Annotated in this window: 23 protein-coding genes and 1 pseudogene; 21 read left to right on the top strand and 3 right to left on the bottom strand. The window is 37.5% G+C overall.

Annotated elements, in window-relative coordinates; genetic code table 11:
* Positions 1–168 precede the first annotated feature (168 nt).
* Positions 169–507 (top strand): annotated as a pseudogene (locus tag J2S13_RS06730) (group II intron maturase-specific domain-containing protein); the annotation flags it as partial.
* A gap of 165 nt (positions 508–672) precedes the next feature.
* Here J2S13_RS06730 and J2S13_RS06725 read toward each other — a convergent pair.
* Both J2S13_RS06725 and J2S13_RS06720 read right to left on the bottom strand, forming a co-directional pair.
* Positions 673–1,695 (bottom strand): LCP family protein, encoded by a 1,023-nt coding sequence (locus tag J2S13_RS06725; RefSeq protein ID WP_307256966.1) that lies wholly within the window; start codon positions 1,693–1,695, stop codon positions 673–675.
* 333 nt (positions 1,696–2,028) lie between these two features.
* A complete protein-coding gene (locus tag J2S13_RS06720; RefSeq protein WP_307256965.1) occupies positions 2,029–2,670 on the bottom strand; it encodes a YigZ family protein in 642 nt (213 codons plus the stop codon).
* Positions 2,671–3,120: 450 nt separating this feature from the next.
* Between J2S13_RS06720 and J2S13_RS06715 the strand changes: the two genes are divergently transcribed.
* The 5 genes from J2S13_RS06715 (at position 3,121) to J2S13_RS06695 (ending at position 8,565) form a co-directional block, all read left to right on the top strand.
* Positions 3,121–4,272, top strand: coding sequence for a sensor histidine kinase (locus tag J2S13_RS06715; protein WP_307256964.1), 1,152 nt, complete (start codon positions 3,121–3,123; stop codon positions 4,270–4,272).
* 21 nt (positions 4,273–4,293) lie between these two features.
* Positions 4,294–4,974: a response regulator gene (locus tag J2S13_RS06710; protein WP_307256962.1), complete on the top strand. Its 681-nt coding sequence runs from the start codon at positions 4,294–4,296 to the stop codon at positions 4,972–4,974.
* A 653-nt stretch (positions 4,975–5,627) separates the two neighbouring features.
* A complete protein-coding gene (locus tag J2S13_RS06705; RefSeq protein WP_503128653.1) occupies positions 5,628–6,191 on the top strand; it encodes a Cif family virulence factor in 564 nt (187 codons plus the stop codon).
* A 69-nt stretch (positions 6,192–6,260) separates the two neighbouring features.
* Positions 6,261–6,731, top strand: a complete 471-nt coding sequence (locus J2S13_RS06700; protein ID WP_370873975.1) for an S-ribosylhomocysteine lyase — start codon at positions 6,261–6,263, stop codon at positions 6,729–6,731.
* Positions 6,732–7,143: 412 nt separating this feature from the next.
* Positions 7,144–8,565 carry an aldehyde dehydrogenase family protein gene (locus tag J2S13_RS06695; protein ID WP_307256959.1) on the top strand — a complete coding sequence of 474 codons (1,422 nt, stop codon included), beginning with the start codon at positions 7,144–7,146 and terminating at the stop codon, positions 8,563–8,565.
* 450 nt (positions 8,566–9,015) lie between these two features.
* Here the strand turns inward: J2S13_RS06695 and J2S13_RS06690 are convergent, their stop codons facing one another.
* Positions 9,016–9,861 (bottom strand): DegV family protein, encoded by an 846-nt coding sequence (locus J2S13_RS06690; RefSeq protein ID WP_307256957.1) that lies wholly within the window; start codon positions 9,859–9,861, stop codon positions 9,016–9,018.
* A 399-nt stretch (positions 9,862–10,260) separates the two neighbouring features.
* On the opposite strand from J2S13_RS06690, the gene J2S13_RS06685 reads away from it, so the two are divergent.
* From J2S13_RS06685 to J2S13_RS06615, 15 genes are all read left to right on the top strand, one after another.
* Positions 10,261–11,217: a nuclease-related domain-containing protein gene (locus J2S13_RS06685; RefSeq protein WP_307256956.1), complete on the top strand. Its 957-nt coding sequence runs from the start codon at positions 10,261–10,263 to the stop codon at positions 11,215–11,217.
* Between the two features lie 458 nt (positions 11,218–11,675).
* Positions 11,676–13,064 carry an ATP-dependent helicase ComFA gene (locus tag J2S13_RS06680; RefSeq protein ID WP_307256955.1) on the top strand — a complete coding sequence of 463 codons (1,389 nt, stop codon included), beginning with the start codon at positions 11,676–11,678 and terminating at the stop codon, positions 13,062–13,064.
* On the top strand, positions 13,064–13,765 hold the full coding sequence (locus J2S13_RS06675) for a ComF family protein (protein ID WP_307256954.1): 702 nt from the start codon (positions 13,064–13,066) through the stop codon (positions 13,763–13,765). The genes J2S13_RS06680 and J2S13_RS06675 overlap by 1 nt, the downstream gene beginning before the upstream one ends.
* A gap of 106 nt (positions 13,766–13,871) precedes the next feature.
* On the top strand, positions 13,872–14,288 hold the full coding sequence (locus tag J2S13_RS06670) for a TIGR03826 family flagellar region protein (RefSeq protein WP_307256953.1): 417 nt from the start codon (positions 13,872–13,874) through the stop codon (positions 14,286–14,288).
* 174 nt (positions 14,289–14,462) lie between these two features.
* Complete coding sequence (gene flgM, locus J2S13_RS06665) at positions 14,463–14,726, top strand: flagellar biosynthesis anti-sigma factor FlgM (protein ID WP_307256952.1); 264 nt, start codon at positions 14,463–14,465, stop codon at positions 14,724–14,726.
* Positions 14,727–14,742: 16 nt separating this feature from the next.
* A complete protein-coding gene (locus J2S13_RS06660) occupies positions 14,743–15,219 on the top strand; it encodes a flagellar protein FlgN (RefSeq protein ID WP_307256951.1) in 477 nt (158 codons plus the stop codon).
* 26 nt (positions 15,220–15,245) lie between these two features.
* Positions 15,246–16,925, top strand: a complete 1,680-nt coding sequence (gene flgK / locus J2S13_RS06655; RefSeq protein WP_307256950.1) for a flagellar hook-associated protein FlgK — start codon at positions 15,246–15,248, stop codon at positions 16,923–16,925.
* A gap of 16 nt (positions 16,926–16,941) precedes the next feature.
* Positions 16,942–17,850 (top strand): flagellar hook-associated protein FlgL, encoded by a 909-nt coding sequence (gene flgL, locus J2S13_RS06650; protein WP_307256949.1) that lies wholly within the window; start codon positions 16,942–16,944, stop codon positions 17,848–17,850.
* Positions 17,851–17,923: 73 nt separating this feature from the next.
* Entirely contained in the window at positions 17,924–18,514 is a 591-nt protein-coding gene (locus J2S13_RS06645) for a DUF6470 family protein (protein ID WP_307256948.1), read from the top strand.
* Positions 18,515–18,531: 17 nt separating this feature from the next.
* Entirely contained in the window at positions 18,532–18,960 is a 429-nt protein-coding gene (fliW, locus tag J2S13_RS06640; RefSeq protein WP_307256947.1) for a flagellar assembly protein FliW, read from the top strand.
* 4 nt (positions 18,961–18,964) lie between these two features.
* Positions 18,965–19,186 carry a carbon storage regulator CsrA gene (gene csrA, locus J2S13_RS06635; protein WP_307256946.1) on the top strand — a complete coding sequence of 74 codons (222 nt, stop codon included), beginning with the start codon at positions 18,965–18,967 and terminating at the stop codon, positions 19,184–19,186.
* 224 nt (positions 19,187–19,410) lie between these two features.
* The gene (locus tag J2S13_RS06630; RefSeq protein WP_307256945.1) at positions 19,411–20,598 is read left to right on the top strand and encodes a flagellin N-terminal helical domain-containing protein; all 1,188 of its coding nucleotides are present in this window, start codon (positions 19,411–19,413) and stop codon (positions 20,596–20,598) included.
* Positions 20,599–21,189: 591 nt separating this feature from the next.
* Entirely contained in the window at positions 21,190–22,395 is a 1,206-nt protein-coding gene (locus J2S13_RS06625) for an FRG domain-containing protein (RefSeq protein ID WP_307256944.1), read from the top strand.
* Positions 22,392–23,699 (top strand): DUF262 domain-containing protein, encoded by a 1,308-nt coding sequence (locus tag J2S13_RS06620; protein WP_307256943.1) that lies wholly within the window; start codon positions 22,392–22,394, stop codon positions 23,697–23,699. Before J2S13_RS06625 ends, J2S13_RS06620 begins: the two co-directional genes overlap by 4 nt.
* Before the next feature lie 274 nt (positions 23,700–23,973).
* A complete protein-coding gene (locus J2S13_RS06615) occupies positions 23,974–24,276 on the top strand; it encodes a hypothetical protein (RefSeq protein ID WP_307256942.1) in 303 nt (100 codons plus the stop codon).
* The last annotated feature ends 175 nt before the right edge of the window (positions 24,277–24,451 follow it).

Genomic DNA, 24,451 nt, shown 5'->3' with positions numbered 1-24,451 from the left:
TAACCAAAAGAAAAGTAAAGTCTGTGGTGCAACATCCGCCACTTTCTTAGGATTTAACATACAAAATCTCATGGGAAAGTAGGTTGCCGACCTAGCAGGTCGGCAAAACAAAAGTTCAAAGCAAAACTAAAGAAATTAACTAGTCGGAAACGACCAGGAACATTTCGTGAAATAATCACAAAGATTAATCAAACTACAACAGGCTGGATCAACTATTATGGTATCTCAAATATGAAAACGTTCATAGGAAAACTACAACAATGGGTGAACCATCGATTAAGACAACTAATATGGAAAAGGTGGAAACTCCCACGCACAAAATACAAAATGCTTCGTAAATATGGGATTGAACATGACGACGCAATGAAATTGGCAAATTCCCGTAAAGGGTATTGGCGCATTTCCAACAGTGAGATTATCCACCGAGCCATTAAAACAGAAAAACTCATAAAGTGGGGTCTGAAAGATATGAACCTACTTTATGAGAAAAGATACTTAAAAGGTTGAACCGCCGAATACGTGAACCGTACGTTCGGTGGTGTGAGAGGACGGCATGGTGACATGCCTCCTACTCGATTGCTAAGGGCTCGTGAAGAATCTCGCTCTCGTTTCCTTTATCTCTGTCGAAAACTACGAAATCCGTACGCCGATGAGCAAGGCGTACGGATTTCGTTATTTGCTAGCGAGGTCTTGGTCTTCATCACGATTGGCGTATGAGATTTCTAAATGACGTTTTAGTTGTCTTTCTGTTACTTCTAATTCTGTTTCGTCTAATTCGTATATATAGGCGTTACTATTAGGGTCGCGACCGTCTTTACCCTGTAGGTTCAATGTTTGTATTTTAAGCTTTCCAGTTGTTCCGTAGCTAATGAAGGCTTTCATTTCGTTAAAGGTCATATTTGTTTTCATATTGGAACCAATGGCTTCGACAATTTTATCGTATTTTGAAATGGAGTTAACTGAAATGGCCTTTTTGACTACGGCCTTCATAATTTCTTGTTGTCTTTTTCCGCGTTCGATATCGTTATCGAGTTTTCTTGTTCGTGCAAGGGCTAATGCTTCCTCACCGTCCAATTTTTGTACGCCTGGTTTTAGATGGATCGCTTCATTACGATCTTTTGAGTCCATTTCGGAAAGTTCATATGGCACGTCCACTTTAATGCCGCCAATGGCATCAACAACATCCATAAATGCGTTGAAATTCATGCGCACATAATAATCCACCGGAATGTCTAAAAGGTTTTCCACTGTTTCAATTGTGGCCCTTGGACCGCCATAGGCATGGGCGTGGGTAATCTTCGTTTTTTCGCCCATTTCTGGTACATATACGTAAGAATCACGAGGGATACTTAATAATTTAATCGTTTTTTTCTTTTCATTTAAAGTGGCTAACATTAAAGCATCTGAGCGGGTTTTGCCACCGAATTGTCTTGTGTCACTGTCATCAACTCCAATTAGGAGGATGGAAACATTGTCGATTTCAGGATCAACTTCTCCATCGCGAAGGTCTGATTTCGCTCGACCATCATCTTGATAAGAGGCTGAAAAAATAGTTTCTGCCTTTTTATATAAAAATGCGCCATAGCCAGCTGCAGTAAAAGCAAGTAACATCATTGGAAGAATAATGAAAAACATAATTCTTCTTCGTTTTATTCGTTTTTTCCGTTTCCTTAATCGTTGTCGATTTGTTGACATGTACTATACTCCTTTAGTTTTTGATATAATACGAAAAAACAACACTTGGTTACAAAATTCAACAACATACGTGTTCATTTATATTTTACTATGAAAGTAACAAAGCGTAAATTTAAATTTTTTTACTTTTATGGCTTAACTGTCATCATTTAGATGGTTCATTGTAATATTGTTACAACATTGTATTGAAGTGAAATTGGCGGCTTTGACTGAAAAGAAGAAGTATTTGTTAAAATTATATGATAGTGGATCCTGTTATATAAGAAACTTCCTGAGATCGTGGATTGAAAATGGAGTTTCATGTAGGGGAGTCGATCCCCTACATGGTGGCTTCTATGTTGATGGCACTAATTTTTCTAAATAAAGCAAGTCCCCTTCTGAAAACTGGCTTTGCCCATTTGTTAATTCGGTCATCCATTCGATAAATTGATCTTTTTGATTTTCTTCCACATAGGTTTCAATTTCTACATTGTCTAAATAATGGATTTCTTTTATTTCATAGATCGATGAACGCAATTCATTTTCAACTTTTCCTAACCAAGTGTAGTCGATCTTTGTATGTAATACTCTCATTAATGTTCTATTAACAACGCCAGTGCTTTTAATTCCTTCTGAGGTCGATTTTCCATAAGCACGGATGAGTCCACCTGTTCCAAGTTTTATTCCGCCGAAGTATCTCGTGACAACGACAACCGTATCTTTTAAATCTTTTTTCTTCAAGACCTCAAGCATTGGAATTCCAGCTGTACCACTTGGTTCTCCATCGTCGTTTGCCTTTTGGATTTGATTATTTTCCCCAATCATGTAGGCAGAGCAGTTGTGAGTAGCATCCCAATGTTTCTTCTTAATTTCATTAATAAAAAGTTGTGCTTCTTCTTCCGTTTCTACACGATTAATATAAGAAATGAATCGTGATTTTTTTATGATGATTTCATGTTCGCCATAGCCTTTTACTGTGTAATATTGAGGTAACAAAGTCATTCCCTCCATGCATTCAAAAAATAGTGCTCTCCTCATCATATAGGAAAATGACCGGACTGAAAAGGATTCTGTTGTGGGAATATTAATTTCTATTCTAGAGTTTTTTTGGCCATTTCTGTTTGTAATGTCAATATTACTTAAAAGTAACGCAATTATAACATCCGACATTTATCGACATGATATAATATGTCTACACCCTTTTGACATGGGAGTACTGGAATGGCAGGATGATGGGAAGTATCTAAGTGATTTTTCTTATTTTACGCACATAATATATGCGACTAAAGTATAACATATTGTATATTTTTAGGAAAAAGGGTATGTTAATAGCAATTAATTCTATGTCTTTTTAACGAATTTATCAAGAATACCGAACAGCCTAATAGTGAAACTTATTATTTCAAGGTAAAATAGATATGATAAGGCAAAGAAAGGGTAATCCCTATGTCATTAAAAAATGTAAATATTTCTATGCTGGACGTTATTTTGGAAAAAATGATCAATACTGTTGATCAAAGTAAAGGTGAGATCTTTACAATTGGTGAACAGTGCCGACAAGATTATCAATCATTAATGGAAGAACTAAATTTCATCCGGCAACAAGTGAAAATCGTCATTCAAAACGAGGAAGATCTCGAAGTGAAAGTAAAGTTAGCACGGAGACGTCTTTCGGAGGTAAGTAAGTTTTTCCATACATATACAGAGGAAGATGTGAGAAGTTCATATGAACAAGCACACAAACTACAAATGAAGTTAATGGTTGCTAGACAAAAGGAAAAACAATTAATTGATCGAAGAAATGACCTCGAACGAAGACTATATACTTTACAAAAAACGATCGATCGAGCAGATCATCTTGTATCGCAAATAACCGTTGTCCATAATTATCTAACTAGTGATGTGAAACAAATTGGGGAAGCATTAGAAGGGGCCAAGGAGATGCAAGACTTCGGCTTCAAAATTATGGAGGCGCAAGAAGATGAGCGAAAACGGTTATCAAGAGAAATTCATGATGGTCCTGCTCAAATGATGGCAAACGTTCTTATGCGTTCAGACCTTATTGACAAGCTTTATAAAGAAAGAGGCGTAGACGAAGCCATTGCGGAAATCCGAAATTTAAAACAAATGGTTCGGTCGGCCCTTTATGAAGTAAGAAGAATCATTTACGATTTACGGCCAATGGCATTAGACGATTTAGGATTAGTACCAACATTAAAAAAATATTTAATTACGACTGAAGAGTACAGCCACAATATAAACAGAGATGTGACCATTTCTTTTCATAATCTAGGATTTGAAAAAAGACTCCCATCTAAATTGGAAATCGCATTATTTAGACTTGTGCAGGAATCTGTTCAAAATGCTTTAAAACATTCGGGAGCAAAACATATTCAAGTGAAGTTAGAAATTGGTCGAGACCATGTCCTGATGATTATTAAAGATAACGGAAAAGGTTTTGATGTCAGTGAAAAAAAATCCGGGTCCTTTGGAATCATGGGAATGAAAGAAAGAGTGGAGCTACTTGAGGGGGAAATTACAATAGATTCAAAACTGGGAGCGGGAACGTTAATTATGATTAATGTACCGATTAAATAGTTCGAGGTAGGAGGAGAAACAATGATGACAAAGATTGTGATTATAGATGACCATCAATTATTTCGTGAAGGGGTTAAAAGGATTTTAGAATTTGAAGAGACGTTTGAAGTTGTTGCTGAAGGGGACGACGGCACAGAGGCTCTTGCTTTAATTGAAGAGCATCATCCAGATGTAGTCATCATGGATATTAATATGCCAGGAATCAACGGAGTCGAAGCAACAAAAGAGTTGATTGGAAAATATCCAGAAACGAAAGTAATTATTTTATCCATTCATGATGATGAAAACTATGTTTCCCATGCGTTAAAGTCCGGTGCGACAGGCTATTTACTTAAAGAAATGGACGCTGATGCGCTGATCGAAGCAGTGAAAGTCGTTTCAGAGGGTGGATCCTACTTACATCCAAAAGTTACTCATAATTTAATTGCCGAATTCCGCCGTCTTGCCAACGAAGATCACAATGGAAAAGGGTTCCAACAAGTGGAAGTTCGACGCCCACTCCATCTTTTAACTCGCAGAGAATGCGAAGTTCTTCAACTTTTAGCCGACGGGAAAAGCAATCGAGGAATTGGAGAAGCTTTGTATATTAGCGAGAAAACAGTCAAAAACCATGTAAGTAATATTCTTCAAAAAATGAACGTAAACGACCGGACCCAAGCAGTTGTGACCGCAATCAAAAAAGGTTGGGTTGAAGTACGGTAATATCTTTTATATCGAACAAAAAAGGGTTGTCCCAAAAGGCCTGAACTTTGCTTGGGACAACCTTTTTCTATGACAACATGGATTAAACAAACGTTTGATTGAATGGATTATGCTGAGGCTGGGGGCAAATGGGTGAAATGAAAAATGTGCAAAAAACGGGAGAAGTATCGCAAATTAACTCGGGAAATAAGCAAATAAAACGGGAAATGTTCAAAAACCTGGGGAACCAGCGCAAAAGTGTCCAGGAAATGATCAAAAGCACGTGGGAAATACGCAAATCCCGGAACCCAATTCTGTAGTCGATGACCAGAAAAGACATAATGGAAAATGTAAAAAAATGGGGGAAGTAGTGCAAATAAACTCGGGAAATAAGCAAATAAAACGGGAAATGTTCAAAAACCCGGAGAACCAGCGCAAAAGTGTGTGGGAAATGATCAAAAGCACGTGGGAAATACGCAAATCCCGAGAATCCAATCCTGTAGTCGATGACCAGAAATATACAAATCCACACTGCATAGAGAAAAGGCCCATCACTTCATGCTTATCTCCCCAGTCACAAGCCTAAAAAAACAAACGTTTGTTTAATAACCTAAGTATGAAAGTTGAGAAGTAAACACATCCTCTTTAAAATAGAAGAATACATATTGAAAAAAATGATAAAGGAAGTGATGTTTTTGAAGTGGAATAAATGGGGTACAGTCCTGATCGTTGGGACGATGCTTTTATCAGGTTGTGGGGACGATCAAGAGGATAAAAAGGAGCAACAAACAGAAACATCTGATCAGCAAATATCAGAAGATCAAAAAGAACAAACGTCAGAGAATCCTTCACCACTGAAAGAAGCCAAGAATATTCCGGCAGAAGAAAAGGAAGCCATTTTAAAAGTGGTGAATCAGCATATTCAAGCTTTTAACGAAAAAAATATTGAAAAATATATGGAAACGATCTCGAAAAATTCGGAGTCCTTCAAGTATGAAGACGAAGAGAAATATGTAAAGGACATGTTCACAAAGTTTGATATGAAAATGGAGCCCGAGAACAAGCTGATTATCGGCTATAATAAGAAGGAGAAGACGGCGAATATTTATATGGACATTAAATCGACTACGAAAGATTTAGGTTCAGGAAAAATAGTAGAAGATGCCTTTAGACAGATCTCCATTTATAAAAAAGAAAAAGATGGATGGAAGCTCATTTCTACTTCAGCCATGAAATAATGAAGCTAAAAGGATGATTTTGCTTGCAACCTATGGCAAAATAAAACATAACGATGACAAGGAGCTGGTATGATGTCGACTGGAAAAATGAATGTAGAAAGCTTTAATTTGGATCACACAAAAGTAAAAGCCCCTTATGTTCGTCTTGCTGGTGTTACTGAAGGAGAGAATGGCGATAAAATCTTAAAGTATGATATTCGCTTTTGCCAACCTAATCAAGACCATATGGAAATGGCTTCCCTTCATTCTTTAGAACATATGATGGCGGAATTCAGCCGCAATCACTCGGACAAAATTGTTGACATTAGTCCAATGGGTTGCCAAACGGGTTATTATATAGCCGTAATCAACCATGAAGATTATGAAGATATTTTAAATATTATTGAAAAAACATTAAAAGATGTTCTGGGAGCAACAGAAGTTCCAGCTTGCAATGAAGTTCAATGTGGATGGGCAGCGAGTCATAATTTAGAAGGGGCAAAAGAAATTGCCCGAAAGATGTTAGTGAAGCGTAATGAATGGACAGAAGTATTTGCATAAAAACAGCTTGTTGCTAATTGAAACAGCATGATTTTTCCTGAATAGGAGCATAAAACGATTATTCCGCCAATTTTGGTTGGATAATCGTTTTTTATAGTCTAGGAAACTAAAGGAAACTATAAAATTTTGAACTGTGGATAAGTCTTTCAAAAATGTTGTCCACGTCTAGCTTCAGCGCCTATCGGCTAGCGAATTTCTTCGTCTTTTCCCTACGATAAGTCAACATCGGCTCGTGGACTACCTCGCAGTGTTTCCTTTATCTCAGTCGAAACTTGCGAAATCCGTACGCCGATGAGCGAGGTGCTTACGCTTTTGTTATAGTCAAAAAAGCCAATTTATTGCATATTATTTTTAGGGAAAGAAAAACAAGAGTATGATGGAAGAAGAGACATTTGATGGGAGGTAAAGGAAAATGAAAAGAGACTTATTTATAAACGGAAATTGGGTACAAGCAGAAAAATATCAATCTATTTATTCTCCTTTTTCTGGGGAGGAGATTGGAACAGTTCCAGTTGCGACTGTGGAGGAAGTGGACAAGGCAATAGTAGCGGCCTATGAAGCGAGGAAAACAATGGCGAAAATGCCAGCCCATAAACGTGCTGCTATTCTTGAAAGATTAGTAGATTTATTGGAAGAAAGAGCGGATGAGGCGGCGCAAATTATTGCTCTTGAAGCATCCAAGCCAATTTCGACAGCGAAACAAGAAGTAGCCCGTACCATTCAAACATATAAATTTGCAGCTGAAGAGGCGAAACGAATTCACGGGGAAACATTGTCACTTGATGCTGCCCCAGGTGGTGAAAATCGTTTAGCTTATACCGTTCGTGAACCGATTGGGGTTGTTGGAGCGATCACACCGTTTAATTTTCCAATGAATTTAGACGCTCACAAAGTGGGACCAGCGATTGCATCTGGAAATACGATTGTGCTCAAACCTGCTTCGCAAACGCCATTTTCTTCTTATTTTTTAGCTGAGTTATTACAAGAGACCGGCTTACCTGCTGGTGCACTGAATGTCGTATCTGGTAGTGGACAAGTTGTGGGAGACAAATTAGTCACCGATGAACGGATTGCGATGATCACGTTCACAGGAAGTCCAAGTGTAGGGATCGGAATTCGCAATAAAGCTGGATTGAAAAGAGTTACTTTGGAGCTAGGTTCAAATTCAGCCTTAATTATTGATGATGGGGTAGATATTGATTCGATCATTGACCGTTGTGTAACAGGGGCTTTCTCTTTCCAAGGACAGGTTTGCATTTCCTTACAAAGGGTGTATGTCCATGAAAACGTCTACGATGAGTTTGTTGACAAGTTTGTAAAAGCAACGGGGAAACTCAACATCGGCGATCCACTCGATCCGGACACGAATGTATCTGCGCTTATTTCTAAAAAAGACGTAGATCGCACTTTAAGTTGGATTGAAGAAGCAAAACAACAAGGGGCAAAAGTTTTAACAGGAGGAAAAGCAGAAGGGAATATCCTTCTTCCAACTGTGCTTGTCGATACTGATCAATCTCTTAAAGTTTCATGCCAAGAAGTGTTCGCTCCGATTGTCAATATTAATAAAATATCAACGGTTCAAGAAGCCATTGAGCTCGTCAATGATTCCCGTTACGGATTACAAGCTGGAATTTATACCAACAATGTTCACGTCGCATTACAAGCGGCAGAAGAATTACATGTTGGCGGTGTGATGATCAACGATATCCCAACATATCGTGTCGATCAAATGCCATATGGCGGTGTAAAAGAAAGCGGATTCGGAAGAGAAGGAATTAAATACGCAGTAGAAGAAATGACAGAAATGAAATTAGTGGTGTTTAATCGCCAATAAGAAAAATAGCTGTCCCAAATGCTAGACATGTAGGGGCAGTTTTTTTATGGAAACTATTTAATTATCCTGTTGTCAACGTTTTGCTTTAGCGCCTATCGACTAGCGTATTTCTTTACATCAAAAACGTGGGAAATATGCAAATAAATCGAGAAATGATCAAATCAGGATGAGTCGAAAAAGAAGTAAATTTGAGAAAAGTGATTCGCATGGAGTAGTGCAAAAACACGCGGGAAATATGCAAATAAAACGGGAAATGTTCAAATCCACGGAGAACAAGTGCAAAAGAGTCGGAAAGTAGCGCAAATCCACATGGGAAATGATCAAAAGAGAGGGGGAAATAATCAAATCAGGGAAATCCAAAAAAGGGGAGCTATTTGTACCTTCGCCCCCGACTCCCGCACCCTCAACATATATAACTAAAAAGCCCCCTCGCTCAAAGGGGACTTTTCTCTATAGTTTCCGTGACCAGCCCATTCCATAGGCTCCCTCTCCTAAGTGGGTGCCGATGACTGGGCCGAAGTAGCTTAATGTAAATTCGGCATCTGGAAATTGTTGTTCTAGTTCGGCTTTCCATTGGGCTGCTTCTTGTTCGCGGTTTGCGTGGATGATAGCGACTTGGAGTGGTTCTTCTTTTTTATAGTCTTCTTCAAATAGATCGACGATTCGTTTTAAGGCTTTTTTCTGTGTACGTATTTTTTCGAATGGGACGATGACTTTGTCTACAAAGTGTAGGAGTGGTTTTACTTGGAGTAAACTTCCGATAAATGCTTGGGCGCCGTTCAGTCGTCCTCCACGCTTTAAATGGGCGAGATCGTCAACCATGAAGTAGGCCCGTAAAGATGTTTTCATCTCATTTAATTTTGCGATAATATCTTCCGGATTCATTCCTTGCTGTGCCATTTCAGCCGCCTTGATCACGTAAAATCCTTGTGGGTAACAGCTAATTTCGGAATCAAAGGAATACACTTGAAGACCCTCAACCATTTTTCCAGAGGCAATCGAAGTTTGGTATGTTCCACTGATCCCACTTGATAAATAAACACCTACCACCGCATCATAATCCTTTGCTAATCGTTCATAAAGTTCGACAAACTGTCCAATGGGAGGTTGTGAAGTAGTCGGCAAGGCATCTTCTCCTCTTACTTCTTCAAAAAATTGCATTGCAGTAAGATCGATCTCTTCTCGATATGTTTCATTTCCAAGAACAACACTTAACGGAATCATGTTTATGTTGAGTCGTTCACGCAATTCTTTCGGCAGATAAGCCGTGCTGTCCGTTACAATTGCTGTTTTCATTTTTATACCTACCTTATGTTTAATTTTAGTCGATTTTCTTCATATAAATCTCATTTTATAAGAAATATCGAGTTTTTGCACTTATTTGATTGAAAATGGACAATCTTTCTTTCGACGAAATTCGTGGAACTGGAGGAACCAAGGGTAGTAGTTACTGAGAAAAAATGAGCCGCGTGACGTGGTGCAAATAAATGCGGGAAATATGCAAATATAGTGGGAAATGTTCAAATACACGGAGAACCAGCGCAAAAAGGCCGATAAGTAATGCAAATCCTTTTAGGAAATAGTCAAAAGAGAGAGGGAAATATGCAAATAATAGAATCAAAATACCAAACAACTCTATCTTCTACTTGCCTATTTTATCCATATTTCATATAGTAAAAGAAAGGAGTTGATTCTATGATTATGAAAGAGCGAAAGCGACCGCTCCAGCTTATACAATTAGAAGTTTTATTACGGAGGATTCCAAAAAGCCATCCAAAACGTCCATTCATGGAAGAAGAGTTTGCAAAAAGAATAACAGGCTTCCGTGGAGAAGAGTCACTAGACTATCATTTAGGCTTTTTATCAAATGAAAAATACGCCATATTTCACGATTTACGACTTTCAAATCAAAACCGCTTTTTCCAAATCGATACCCTCATCGTCTCCACTAATTTTATCCTAATTATTGAAGTGAAAAACATCATCGGAACACTATACTTCGACGAACAATTTCAACAACTGATCCGAACATTTGATGGAAAAGAAGAGGGACTGCCCGATCCATTAATGCAAGTAAGACGACAGCAATTTCAGTTATATCAATGGCTCGAGCGCCACCACTTTCCAAAACTCCCAATCGAAACCCTTGTTGTCATAAGCAATCCCACCACCATCATTAAATCCTCACACCCAACATTAGCCCAGGTAATCCACGCCGCCAAGCTACCCATTATCATCAAACAGTTAGAACACCAATACAATGTGCCAAAATTACAAATCAATGAAATAAAAAGACTAACAACCTGGCTTAAAGAAAAGCATGTCCCACCACAAATCGATATATTCCGTCATTTCAACATCCAACAACATGAAATTATGAAAGGGGTGCACTGCCCCAGCTGTGACTTTCTTCCGATTGTTAAGACAAGAGGCGCATGGACATGCCCCAAATGCAAGCAGACTTCAGAAGAAGCATTTGTTCTCTCGCTAAAAGATTATCAAATACTCTATGGAAATATAATATCAAACAAACAATTCCGCCTCTTTCTTCAAGTCCCGAGTCGAACTACAGCGAGGAATTTATTAAAAACTATGAACTTAAAACATATAGGGAAAAAGAAAGGATATGTGTATATACTCCCAGATGGGTGAATAGTATCTACTAAAAATAGAAACTCAAAATTCCCCGAAGTAGTGCAAAAAATCTCGGGAAATAGGCATATATATCGGGAAATAGGCAAATCCCCGGAGAACAAGCGCAAAAGTTCCGAAAAGTAGTGCAAATCCGTATAGGAAATAATCATATCCAGTTGGGAAATAAGCAAATCCCGAATCCCAAGCCTCAAACCAACGCAAAAATAAAAATCCGAAAATTCCCCGAAGTAGTGCAAAAAATCTCGGGAAATAGGCATATATACCGGGAAATACGCAAATCCCCAGGGAACAAGCGCAAAAGCCCCGAAAAGTAGCGCAAATCCGTAAAGGAAATAATCATATCTACTTGTGAAATATTCAAAACCCGAATCCCTATCCAGAATTTCCCCTTCTGAAGCCCGTCTCCCTCCACATCCCCGCACAAAACCCACCCCAAACTAGAAAGGAGCAATCAAATGTCCAAAAAACCTACATTCTCCCCCGACTTACAACTCTTCCTTTTCGGCCGCCATCTTCTTCATGATGAGATCCCGTTCCCCTCGCCCGTCATAGACGCTCATCAAACGCAAGGCTTCATCGCCCATGACCAAGGAGTAACTAAAACGAAACAATCGTATCAATGTCAACGTTGCGGAAATCACGACTCAACCCTCTTTGCCCATTTTCCTTGCGCTCGTTGCCAACAAACTTGTGTCTATTGCCGCAATTGCATCATGATGGGGCGGGTATCTGAGTGTACACCACTTTATCGCTGGACAGGCCCGCCACCTGAACAAACCGCTATCCAATCCACCCTACAATGGAGCGGCCAATTATCTCCAGGTCAACAAGCCGCATCAGAGCAAGTCATAAAAGCCATTCAATCCAATCAAGAACTCCTAGTCTGGGCCGTCTGTGGCGCTGGGAAAACAGAGGTGCTTTTTCATGGAATAGAAGAGGCCCTCACTTCAGGAAAGCGTGTCTGTATTGCGACTCCTAGAACAGATGTGGTGTTAGAACTAGCTCCGCGGTTTCAGAAAGTATTTCCAGCCATTCAAGTCACTGCTCTTTACGGAGGGAGCCCCGATCGTGACCAGTATAGCCCCCTTGTAATTTCCACTACCCATCAACTTTTTCGATTTAAACAAACGTTTGATGTAATGATTGTCGATGAAGTTGATGCTTTTCCATATACATTTGATCCGTCCCTTCAATTCGCTGTCGAAAAAGCTCGCAGTCAATCTTCTACACTCATTTTTCTAACGGCAACTCCAAGTGCAAAATGGCAAATGGAATATCGTTTGGGTAAAAGAAAAGCCGTCACCATCCCCGCTCGTTACCACCGTCATCCACTGCCAATCCCAAGCCTCCGCTGGTGTGGCAACTGGAAAAAATCCCTTAAGAAAAACATTATCCCCACTCCAGTAAAAAATTGGCTCTACCATCGAATCCAAATAAAAAAGCAAACCCTTCTCTTTTTACCAAATATCGAGATCATGGAAAAAGCCCTTCCACTTTTCCAGCAGCTCCATCCAAACACAGATTCCGTCCATGCTGAAGACCCGTCACGAAAAGAAAAAGTAGAAAAAATGAGAGCTAAACAAACGTTTGTTTTACTCACCACAACGATTTTGGAACGTGGGGTCACATTCCCTCATATTGATGTCGCCGTCATCGGGGCTGAGGATCGGATTTTTACCGAAAGTGCGCTCGTACAAATTGCCGGTCGTGCGGGAAGAAGCGCACAATTTCCCGATGGGGATGTTGTGTTTTTTCATTATGGGAAAACAAATGAGATGGTGAAAGCTGTTTTTCATATTGATTCCATGAATAAGGAAGCCAGAAAGAAAGGACTACTATTATAATGAGGTGCTTGTTATGCAATGAACCGATGAATATAGATCATGATTGGCACACATTTTTATTTTTTAAAAAAGAAGAACCATGCTGTGAAAATTGTCAAAATCAATTGAAGCGAATTACAGGGGAGCAATGTAAAATATGCAGTCGGCCACTAGCTAACTTAGACTCAACATACATGGAAGGGGATCTATGTCTAGATTGCATTCGTTGGGAACAAGATCCTGAATATAAGGAAGTCCTCCATAAAAATATTTCATTATATGAATATAATGATTTCATGAAAGAAGTGATCGCTCGTTTTAAATATCGAGGAGATTATGTGTTAGCTCGCTGTTTCTCAGAGCAAATTCGCAAATCATTGAATTCACATACATATGATAAAATCATCCCCATTCCCTTAAGTGAAAAACGACTATTAGAACGTGGCTTTAATCAAGCAACCGCATTGGCGACAGAAGCTAGTCTAACGATCACAAATGCTTTATCAAGAAAGCATTCAGAAAAACAATCGAAAAAATCACGTACAGAAAGAATTCACCTCCCGCAAGTGTTTCAACTGATTCCAGATCAACATGTAACAAATCAAACGATTCTTCTCATAGACGATATTTATACGACAGGATCGACGATAAGACATGCCGCTAAAATTTTAAAAACGGCAGGTGCTAGTAACATTCACTCTTTCACATTAGCAAGGGGATAAATCGCGGGACTTCCAACCTATCCATCTATGATATAATCTATTACCAAGGTTATACAATCCGATATATAATAAAGAGAAGAGATTGTGAAAGCAGGAGGAGAAACAAATGGATGAAATAATCAACTGTCCCAGCTGTGGCGAACTTTTTTTAAAAAATAGTATCCACGATGTTTGCCGGAAATGTTATTTAGAGGAAGAAAAAGCATTTGAGATTGTCTATAAATTTTTACGAAAACGCGAAAATCGAGCAGCTACATTAGAACGTGTCGTGGAAGCAACAGGAGTGGAAGAGGAACTTATTCATAAATTTGTTCGAAAAGGAAGATTGCAAACCACCCAATTCCCTAATATGGGTTATCCATGTGACCGTTGCGGCATGATTATTCACAAAGGAAAATTATGTGCGAAATGTATAGACAGTTTGAAACATGATTTGAAAGTCCATGAACAGGAAGAGCAGCGGAAAGAAGAACTACGCAAAAAAGAGCAAATCACCTATTATGCCGTCAATAAAAAAGAGTAAAAAGAGTACCGTGGACCTGTATCCTATCTTCATGGAGGATGTAGGTCCATTTAAATTTAAGGTAAAAATGACTACTGAAAAGATGTAAACATTCCCTCATAATAACCGATATAAATCATAACAAAAAGAAAAGCGGAGATCACAAACATTTCCAAAGAAAGTGAGGGATGAGCAATGAAAATTAATCAAAACTTCGGCATGTCCGGTATTAACCCGTACAAGCGAGCTATTGACAAACTTGATGGGCAAAAGAAAACAACCAGCTCCCAAAAAGACCGAGTCGAAATTTCTTCTACAGCAAAAGAATTGCAATCATCCAATCTCCAAAGTGAACGCCAAGAGAAAATCAACGCACTCAAACAACAAATTGAAGCGGGACAATACAAACCAGATCCAAAGGCGATTGCGAAGGGGATTTTGGGGTTTTATCGGAAATAGGAAAGCAGGGTGAAAAATGTCTGCAGCAAAACTAATCGAAACACTAGACAAAATGTACCGTCTTCACGAAATGCTTTATAAGTCGACGGAAAAAAAGACGGAAATCATCAAACAAAATGACATGGACGGACTGAACCAACTGCTCAAGGACGAGCAAAAATATACAGCCGCAATCAACACGATGGAACGAGAACGGCAAAAGCAAACGGCCGAGATCACAGGGAGTGAAACAGCCACCATTTCTGAATGTATCGAACAAATAACTGATCCGGAAAAAAGTCAATTACAGCAACTACAACAAAAATTAGCGACTGTAATCGAAAAGCTCAAAGAACAAAATCAACTCAATCAATCTTTGATTTATCAATCATTACAATTTGTCAATATGAGTATGAGTTTATTCAATCCACAGCCTGAGCAACCGAATTATTCCAACCCACAAAAGAAAAGCGGGAAAGGGCTCGGCCAATCAATCTTTGATGAAGGGGTCTAGCCCCTCGAAATAATGGAGGTACAATCATGCGTTCAACCTTTATGGGATTAGAAACAGCGAAGCGCGCGATGTTCACGCAACAAGGCGCCATTTATACAACGGGGCATAATATTGCCAACGTCAATACACCCGGATTTTCTCGACAACGGGTAAACTTTGTGCAAACAGAACCATACCCGACAGCCGCGATGAACCGACCACAGATTCCCGGACAAATGGGGACAGGAGTCGAAGCTGGTTCAGTTCAACGTATGCGTGAATCCTTTTTAGATATCCAATACCGCAACGAAAATAACAAACTAGGATATTGGGAATCCCGCGCAACCGCCTTAAGTAAAATGGAAGACATCATGAATGAACCAAGTGAAGATGGGCTAGCGGCTGTTATGGGTGAGTTTTGGAAATCCCTTCAAGACTTAGCAGGTAACCCAGAAAACGAAGGAGCCCGAAAAGTCGTCTTGCAACGCGGACAAGCCGTCGCTGACACATTCCATTATTTACACGATTCCTTAACAAGTATAAAAAAAGACTTTGGAAATGAAATCAGCGTCAATTTAAAGGAAATCAACTCCTTAACAAAACAAATCGCAGATCTTAATAGACAAATAGGCGAGGTAGAGCCACATGGATATTTGCCAAATGACTTATATGATGAACGGGATCGCCTAGTCGATGAGCTATCCCAGCATGTCAATATCAAAGTGACAAAAGAGAAATCTGGTGGGAAACCGTTAGACATTGCGGAAGGCAGTTATCATATCAAATTAATCGGCGCAGACGGAAGTGAAGTAGATTTAGTCAGAGGAAGTGAATACAATCAACTAGGTTTTGCGACTAATGACCAAAAGCTTTCGTACGATGTGCCCGGAAGCATTGAAAATATAGATATATTTGATAGCAAGGGCAATCAAATGGGAGACTCAATAAAGTTTGTTGAAAACGATCAAGTCATTTTCTCACAAGGAAAATTGCGGGGATTGATTGAGTCTTATGGATATACAGTGAAAGATCAAGATGATAAAGAAGTTATAAAAGGCATTTACCCTGAAATGATGGATGATTTGGATAAGCTGGCGTTTACATTTGGGACTTTGTTTAATGAAGTGCATAAAAAAGGATACCCATTAGAAGCTTCCGATCCTGATTGGGATACAAGTAAAAATAAAGACTTTTTTAATGGACTAAATAAACCATCAGAAAAAGATCATAATAACGCCGCAAAAACCATCCAACTAAATCCTGATTTAGGAACGAAAGACATTGCAGCGTCAACTAAGGGATCAGAAAAGGATGGTAAATGGCAAATTGATGCTGGTGACGGAAAACATGCGATTAATCTTAGTAATATTTCAAACTGGATTCTAAGTGAAAAAAGTTCACCAGCACTAGAGGGATTCGATCCAACTGAAACGGTACCTTTTACGGACTTGCCAATCAAAAACGGCTCCATCAACTCTTTCTACGAAGGCATGATCGGTAAACTTGGAGTCGATGCCTTGCAAGCCAATCGTCTTTCTAGAAACAGCACTGTATTAAGACAATCTGTCGAGGAAAATCGCCAATCCGTCAGTTCGGTTTCGCTAGATGAAGAGTTTACGAATTTAATTAAATTCCAGCATGCATATAATGCAGCAGCTCGTCAAATCACAGCAGTCGATGAAATGTTAGATACGATCATAAACGGAATGGGAAGAGTCGGAAGATAAAGGTAGGTGAATAAATTTGCGTGTAACACAGTCCATGCTATCCAATAATATGTTACGAAACTTAAGTAATAGCTATGAAAGACTTGGAAAATATCAAGAACAAATGAACACCCAAAAGAAGATTACAAGACCATCCGATGATCCGGTGATTGCGATGAAGGGAATTACCTATCGCCGAAATTTAATGGAAGTCGAACAATATAAGCGCAACTTTGGGGAGGCCCATAACTGGATCGAAAACAGTGATGCCGCACTTGACAAAGCAACCAAAGCATTACACCGTATTCGTGAATTAACCGTTCAGGCAAGCAATGACACATATGAGGAATCACAAAGGAAATCCATATCGGCCGAAGTGAAACAATTAAGAGACCATTTAGTTGAAATTGCCAATACAAAGTTTGGAGATAAATATTTATTTAACGGATCGAATACTTTAAATAAACCAGTCGATTTAGATGCAAAACCTGTAGTAGTTCCTAAAGATTCGAACCCAGTAAATCTTGAATTATCAAAGGGAATCTACATGCAAGTAAATGTCGACCCAAGTTCCATTTTTACTTATAAAAATGATAATGGAATTGAATCTGGTTTATTCGGGGATATAAACGAGTTAATTAAAAAACTAGAAGACCCGAACGCATCCGGTGAAGAAATTAATGGCTTCCTAGAAAAAATCGACAATCATCTAGACAATGTCACAAATGCCCGCGCTGACCTAGGGGCAAGAAGCAACCGGATTGATTTAATGGAAGAACGTGTCGAACAGTTAGAAGTGATTTCCAAACAAGTCATGTCAGAAAACGAAGATATTGAATTTGAGAAAGTCGCAACAGAGCTGATTACACAAGAAAGCGTCCATCGCGCCGCCTTATCTGTTGGAGCACGAATCATTCAACCGACATTAATGGACTTTTTAAGATAAGGATAATGATAAAATTTTCAGGGTCTGACACTCAAAACTAAGTCAGCCCCTTTTTTCAAGAGGTGAACAAAATATGGAGCTCCCACAAATTCGGCTTTTCTCACAAACAGCTAAAATCCAACTAAATATAGAGCAACCGAAACAGTCGATTGAACAACCACCTGCTGAGCTCGATTTACAACAGCCACCAGCCGAAATAACGTATGAACGCACACCAGCCCAATTGACAATCGATCAAACAAAAGCACGGGAAGATATGGATTTAAAACATATATCGAAGAGAATCGAAGAATTTGCCCAACTCGGATATCAAGACTGGTTAGAAGGGATGACAAGAGTCGCACAAGAAGGGACAGAATTAATGAAAATTGAAAACGGTGGCAACCCAATTGTGGACCAAGCTAAGCGGCGCAGTGAACGTCCTTACCGTCAACTCGGTATCACTTGGATTCCATCCGCCAACAGCGTCTCAGTTCATTTTGAACCAGCTAAAATAAAACTTAATGTGAAAACCAATAAAGTGATCAACAACACCCGACCACAAAAGCCAATACACGAATACCGACCAGGAAAAGTGAATATTTCAATGAAACAATATCCATCCTTATCCATCGATTTTGTCAATCTGAAATATAAAGGTATAAACTACGAACAAGAAATATAAGAAAAGGAACGTGACCCATGAAGATCCAAACAAAATACCACGGCAAAGTAGAAATTACCGAACAAGACATTTGGACATTCGAAAACGGTATCCCTGGATTCCAAGACGAAAAACAATTTACGATTCTACAGTTCCCGGATAATGACGTCTTTTTTATTTTACAATCCATTCAAACCGCTACACTCGGATTCGTCATCACCAACCCATTTCAATTTTTTAAAGAATATGACATAAAAATTGATGACAATACAATCGAACAATTACAAATTGAAAAAGAAACCGACGTTCTAGTATACACAATCCTAACCGTCCAAGACCCATTTGCCAACACAACCGCCAATTTACAAGCACCCCTAATCATGAATAAAAACAACCAAAAGGCAAAACAACTAATCCTAACCGACAGCCAATACAAAACAAGACATAAAATCCTACAAAAGGGGTGAGCCCATGCTAGTCCTAACAAGAAAAACCGGAGAAGCCATCCAAATCGGAGACAACATCGAAATCACCATCCTCTCCGTAAAAGGCGACCAAATCAAAATCGGCATCAACGCACCAAAAAATATCGAAATACATAGAAAAGAAATTTACCTAGAAATACAAAACGAAAATAAAAATGCCTCCAAAGACATCCAAAATCTATTTACCATTCTTTCAAAACAAAAATAAAGAATATCCCCAAGTGCCTGGCTCCCATTTTAAAAAAGATATTAAAAATGAGAGTCAGGCACTTTATTTGTTTCCCACTAATTTTTTCTACAAAACTATTAAATAAAGTCAAAATAAGTCGATATTAATAATGAACGAGGGACAAGGAGCGGCCGACCTTCATACCTCGAGAAAAATCAAAAGTTCACAAGGACGTGAACAAACCTTTCAAGGAGGAAAATAAAATGAGAATTAATCATAATATTGCAGCGCTTAACACATATCGTCAGTTGAATAGTGCTTCAACTGCACAATCAAAATCTATGGAGAAATTATCTTCAGGTCTTCGTATTAACAAAGCTGGAGATGACGCAGCAGGTCTTGCAATCTCTGAAAAAATGCGTGGACAAATTCGCGGATTAGACCAAGCATCTAAAAACTCTCAAGATGCAATCTCTTTAGTTCAAACAGCTGAAGGTGCTCTAAATGAAACACATGATATTCTTCAACGTATGCGTGAATTAGCGGTACAAGCTGGTAATGATACAAACACTACTTCTGACCGTGAAGAAATCCAAAAAGAAATTAACCAAATGACATCTGAAATTAACCGTATTGGTAATACAACTGAGTTTAATACTCAAAAACTTCTAAATGGCTCTAAGGACTCAGCTACTACAGGTTCTAAAGCTAAAATTGAATTTGATTTAACTGGTATGACTGGCGGGAAAGTCTCAGCACTGGGAATTGAAGAAGCTTGGGATACTGATATTGCTACTACTGCAGGAAACCTTAAAGCTACTATTGAAGCTGACGCAGATTTAAATGCTAAATATACGGTTACTGTTACATCAAATAAAGTAACTATTGAAGCAAAAGCAAATGGTGAAGACAATGCATTAAAAGCAGATTTATCTGGTGCAACAGCTGTTACATCATCTGCAGTAACTACTACTGCAGGAGAAGATGATGGTGCGGCATTGAATTTCCAAATTGGTGCAAATGAAAATCAAAGTTTAACATTAGATATTTCTGATATGAGAGCAGTTGCATTAGGTATTTCTACAACAGGTAACGCTGATGCAAAATTAGCAGTAACAGATGGTACAAGCAATACAACTACAGAGCAAGCTCTTAGTGTATTAACACATGATGATGCTGCAGCAACTGTAACAACTATTCAATCAGCTATTGATAAAGTATCTGCTGAACGTTCTAAACTTGGTGCGAACCAAAACCGTTTAGAGCACACAATTAACAACTTAAGCACATCTTCTGAAAACTTAACTGCTGCGGAATCTCGTATCCGTGACGTAGACATGGCTAAAGAAATGATGGAGCAAACTAAGAACTCTATTCTTTCTCAAGCAGCACAAGCAATGTTGGCTCAATCGAATCAAATGCCTCAAGGAGTATTACAACTCTTGAGATAATTGGTTGAAGGGCGTCTAGCTTGGTAACGAGCTAGAGCATCACTGGGTGAATTGCTGGAACTTCCTAAAGCTTCATCAACCACAACGTAACTGGAAACGGTCAGCGTGATGGTGTAAAAATGATGAAGATGACACAATGGATAATCAGCAGCCAAGCTCCTAAGAGGAAACTCTGGAGAAGGTTCAACGACTAGGGAATACGGTCTAAGGCGTAAGCTATGACTATGAATCTCGTAGGGCAGTGTAAACTGTTCGAAGTGCCCAGCTCCATGAAAAGCATGGATGAAGATATAGTCTATTCTGTCATCGAAAGATACAGTCGCAAAGCAAGCGAACCAACAACCACAAGGAGTTTTACAACTTCTTCGTTAATTTTAGATTATATGGATGGGACTCTAGTTATGCTAGGGTCCCTTCTACTTTTTAATATAGGTTGAAGAGGATATTACCATATATAAAGGGGATTTTAGTCTTCATAGCAATAAGCTGTATCATGAGTAATAAGGTGATTAAAAATACATACAAAATTTAATATTTAAGGTAAAATTAATTGTAAATAATGGATTCTTTTTTGTAGAAATGGGGGACACTATGATAACTTCAACAAGCATTTTTGATAATTCAATTATATGTGAAGTTGATTTAACTCGAAATGAGGATACACTACAGAGAATATTAAAAGAATATGAAGAAGAGGTTCAAAAGCTTTCTCAAATGGATGAATATCAGATTAAGGAAGAATTAAGCAAAGTAATTTCTCCTACTAGAGAGAAAGAGAAATTTGAATTCTATCAAAATAACTTATTATATATCAAGCAAAGCTTCTTTATAATCCAAAAGGATAAAAAAGAAGAAAATCTTGATTCAGAGGCAATAAAACAATTACGAATAGAAGATATAATAGAGGAAATCCCTTCAGAAATCTCCAGTTCTTTACGTATATCATATAGAGAATTAAATGAAATAGCAAAGAAGAAAGCTGAAGCAAGTGAACAATGGAACGAATACAATGTAGTTTCTACAGTGGCTAGTAAACTAGGGATAGAGGAAGCCAATATAAAATTAATTTCAACTTTAAGTGAATATATATCCTTTGTTTCAGAATTACATACTGCGGAAGAGTATGTTTCTAGAGGTCAAAAAGATTGTACATATGAACTGTTGCCATCACTTCATAGAAATCATACAAAAGATTACAGTGTGCATCTATCAGCATATGAAGGAGCATTTAAACAAAAAATAATATATTATGATAAGGATATAATTGGTAAATCAGCAGAGGCAATGAGAGCAGAAGGTCAACATTTTGGCTTACCTACCGACTACTTAGATTTTACTGAAGCACACTTAATTTCCTTGTTATTTGCTATCGAGGAGTATAATTATGATAAACAACATTCAATTGTATATTTTGTAAATGCTCTTGAATATAATACAGAAGTAATTGGGCAAAGAGAAAAACTAGTTGATTATTCAATTCAATCTAATGTAGATACGATTAACGGAAAAGTAGGAAGCTCCCGTTCATATTTTATAAAATTAGGAAATTCTAATGAAAGAATTCATTTTCAAAAAGGGTGTTTCTTAAAATTTTCAGTGGAAGATAAAGAATCATTTAGGGAGAGACTAGGAAAGTTTTGTAAAGTAGCAATAATAGATAAAAATCATAAAAAAGATATTTTAAAAGAGTTATTTAATTTAGGTGTCACTTTTGAGAATATATATCCTGATAAAGATAATGTTGTTAAATCAATAAAATTCCAATATAAGGAAGTGACAGGAGGGAACATAGGATGACGAAAACAAATTTTCTAGAAGCAATGAAAAATATTAACGCCAATAGACCTCTTATTTCCGTTCAAGACATAGTTACTTTCATTGATAAAGGGAATAAATATTTAAAAATGTTTCCTGATGAAATGACAGAAGAAAAAGAAATGGAAGTCCTTCAGGGAATAGTATTAAGTCCTGATTATCAAAGAACATACAGGGCAACAATTAAAGAAGAAAGTTCTATTATAGAATCATTGCTTATTAATATTCCAATACCTGAAATATTTTTGGTTATTTCAGGTAAAAATGATATTCAAATAAGACATGTAATGGATGGACAGCACAGATTAAATGCTATTTATAGATATATAAATAATAAATTCGCTCTTAAGGGATTAGAGATACTAGGTTCAGACCCGGTTTATGTAAATAAAAAATTTTCGGAGCTAGATAAAAAAGATAAAATAAAGATTTTAGGAAGTCATTTATCAGTTTTAGAATTTGAAAGTTTTGAAGACCCAGAGATTGAAATTGAATTATTTAAAAGATATAACAGAAATACAAAGCCTTTAGAGATGCAGGAAATTGAAATGGCAACATATTTTTCTGAAACGAGCAAGTACTTAAGTGGTTTTATAAATAATTTGATTGAAAATAACACTTTAATCGAAAAGATACTTTCTGAAGATACCTATTCAGAAGAGGATAGGAATCTAGCTACTAAAAAGGATAATTTGTATAAAATTTATAATATAACTAAAGCAAGAAATGATAAGCAAAAAAACCACCAAGAATTATGTGTTATTTTAAGTATACTAGAAAATGGTTTACAAGAAGGTATAAGAGATGGCATGACAGCTTCCAAAAACTTCTTAAAAACAAAGTCGATTACATATAAGAACAATGGAGATGAAAATATAAATTTCTTACAGAATGAATTTAATTCATTCAATAATTTTTTACTGCAGCTTTCTCAAAAAGTAGAGCTTCCTTTTTCAACACATATGCTTGGTGAAGAGAAAGGTAAGCAAAGTAAATTTTTAATGGGATTAGCTATTATCGTAACATCGGTTTACTATTATTTCCAAGTGGATTTAGAAAGTGAAGAATTATTAAATGAGATAAAAGAAATTATAAGTCTATCTCCTATTGCTGATTTAAGTTATAAAGCCTCATCAACGAATATGAAAAATGTTATGTTATATCTTTTTAGGAATAATAAAATTCATGAAAAACCTTTTAATGCTCTAACCTTTAAGACCTCAAAACTCGAAGAGATTCAAGCCTTTATAGAAAGAAATGAAACAAACATAGAGCAACTATTATAACACTCTTTATTTAGCCTTTTTGGATAATTAATAAAAATGCTATATTGCGCATTTAGATATATTACGGAGAACCATAGTATAAGTAAATGAGGTTTTTATTGTTTGGAATATATTACAGGTTTTATACCAAATATTATATGGTAATTAAATACTGATATATTAATTTGTGTAATAAAGATAAAAATAAGAATATATTATTATCATGTTTAAGCTTATCTTAAGCCCTAATTCCTTTCGAGGAGTTAGGGCTATTTCTATTTTGGGAGGAGAAAAGATGATGTATTTGGAATGGTTTGTAGGAACAATGAAAAAGACATTTGGTATTGAAGTGAAAAGAGAGGATGTAGGCTACGAAGCCCATGATTTCTATCATGAAGAAATAGATGCTTTGCTCATCCCAGCTGAACACCTAGAAAAGTTACCCAACCCATTGCTCATTGAAGCAATTTCGTATGTAGATGATAAAGGGTACGAGTGGATTGCTGGTTATGTACTTGAAGAGGAAACGAGAAAGAAGCTGTACGAAGTATGGATAAAGAATGGGGAACAAATTGCTTATGAGATTTATGTCGATTAAAAAATCCTTTGAACTATCCCAGTTGAATTCACGACATTACTTTTAGCAAACTTACGACAAAACTAATAGGACATGTATCGTTATTTACAGAATGTATGAGCGACAAAGAAAAGGAATGGTTTCTGCATAAAAAAACTGCCGACATTATTATATAACTGTCGTGAGCTGGCTAGGA

The organism is Oikeobacillus pervagus (assembly GCF_030813365.1).
Lineage (GTDB): Bacteria > Bacillota > Bacilli > Bacillales > DSM-23947 > Oikeobacillus > Oikeobacillus pervagus.
This window is presented reverse-complemented; position numbering and strand designations above follow the sequence as displayed.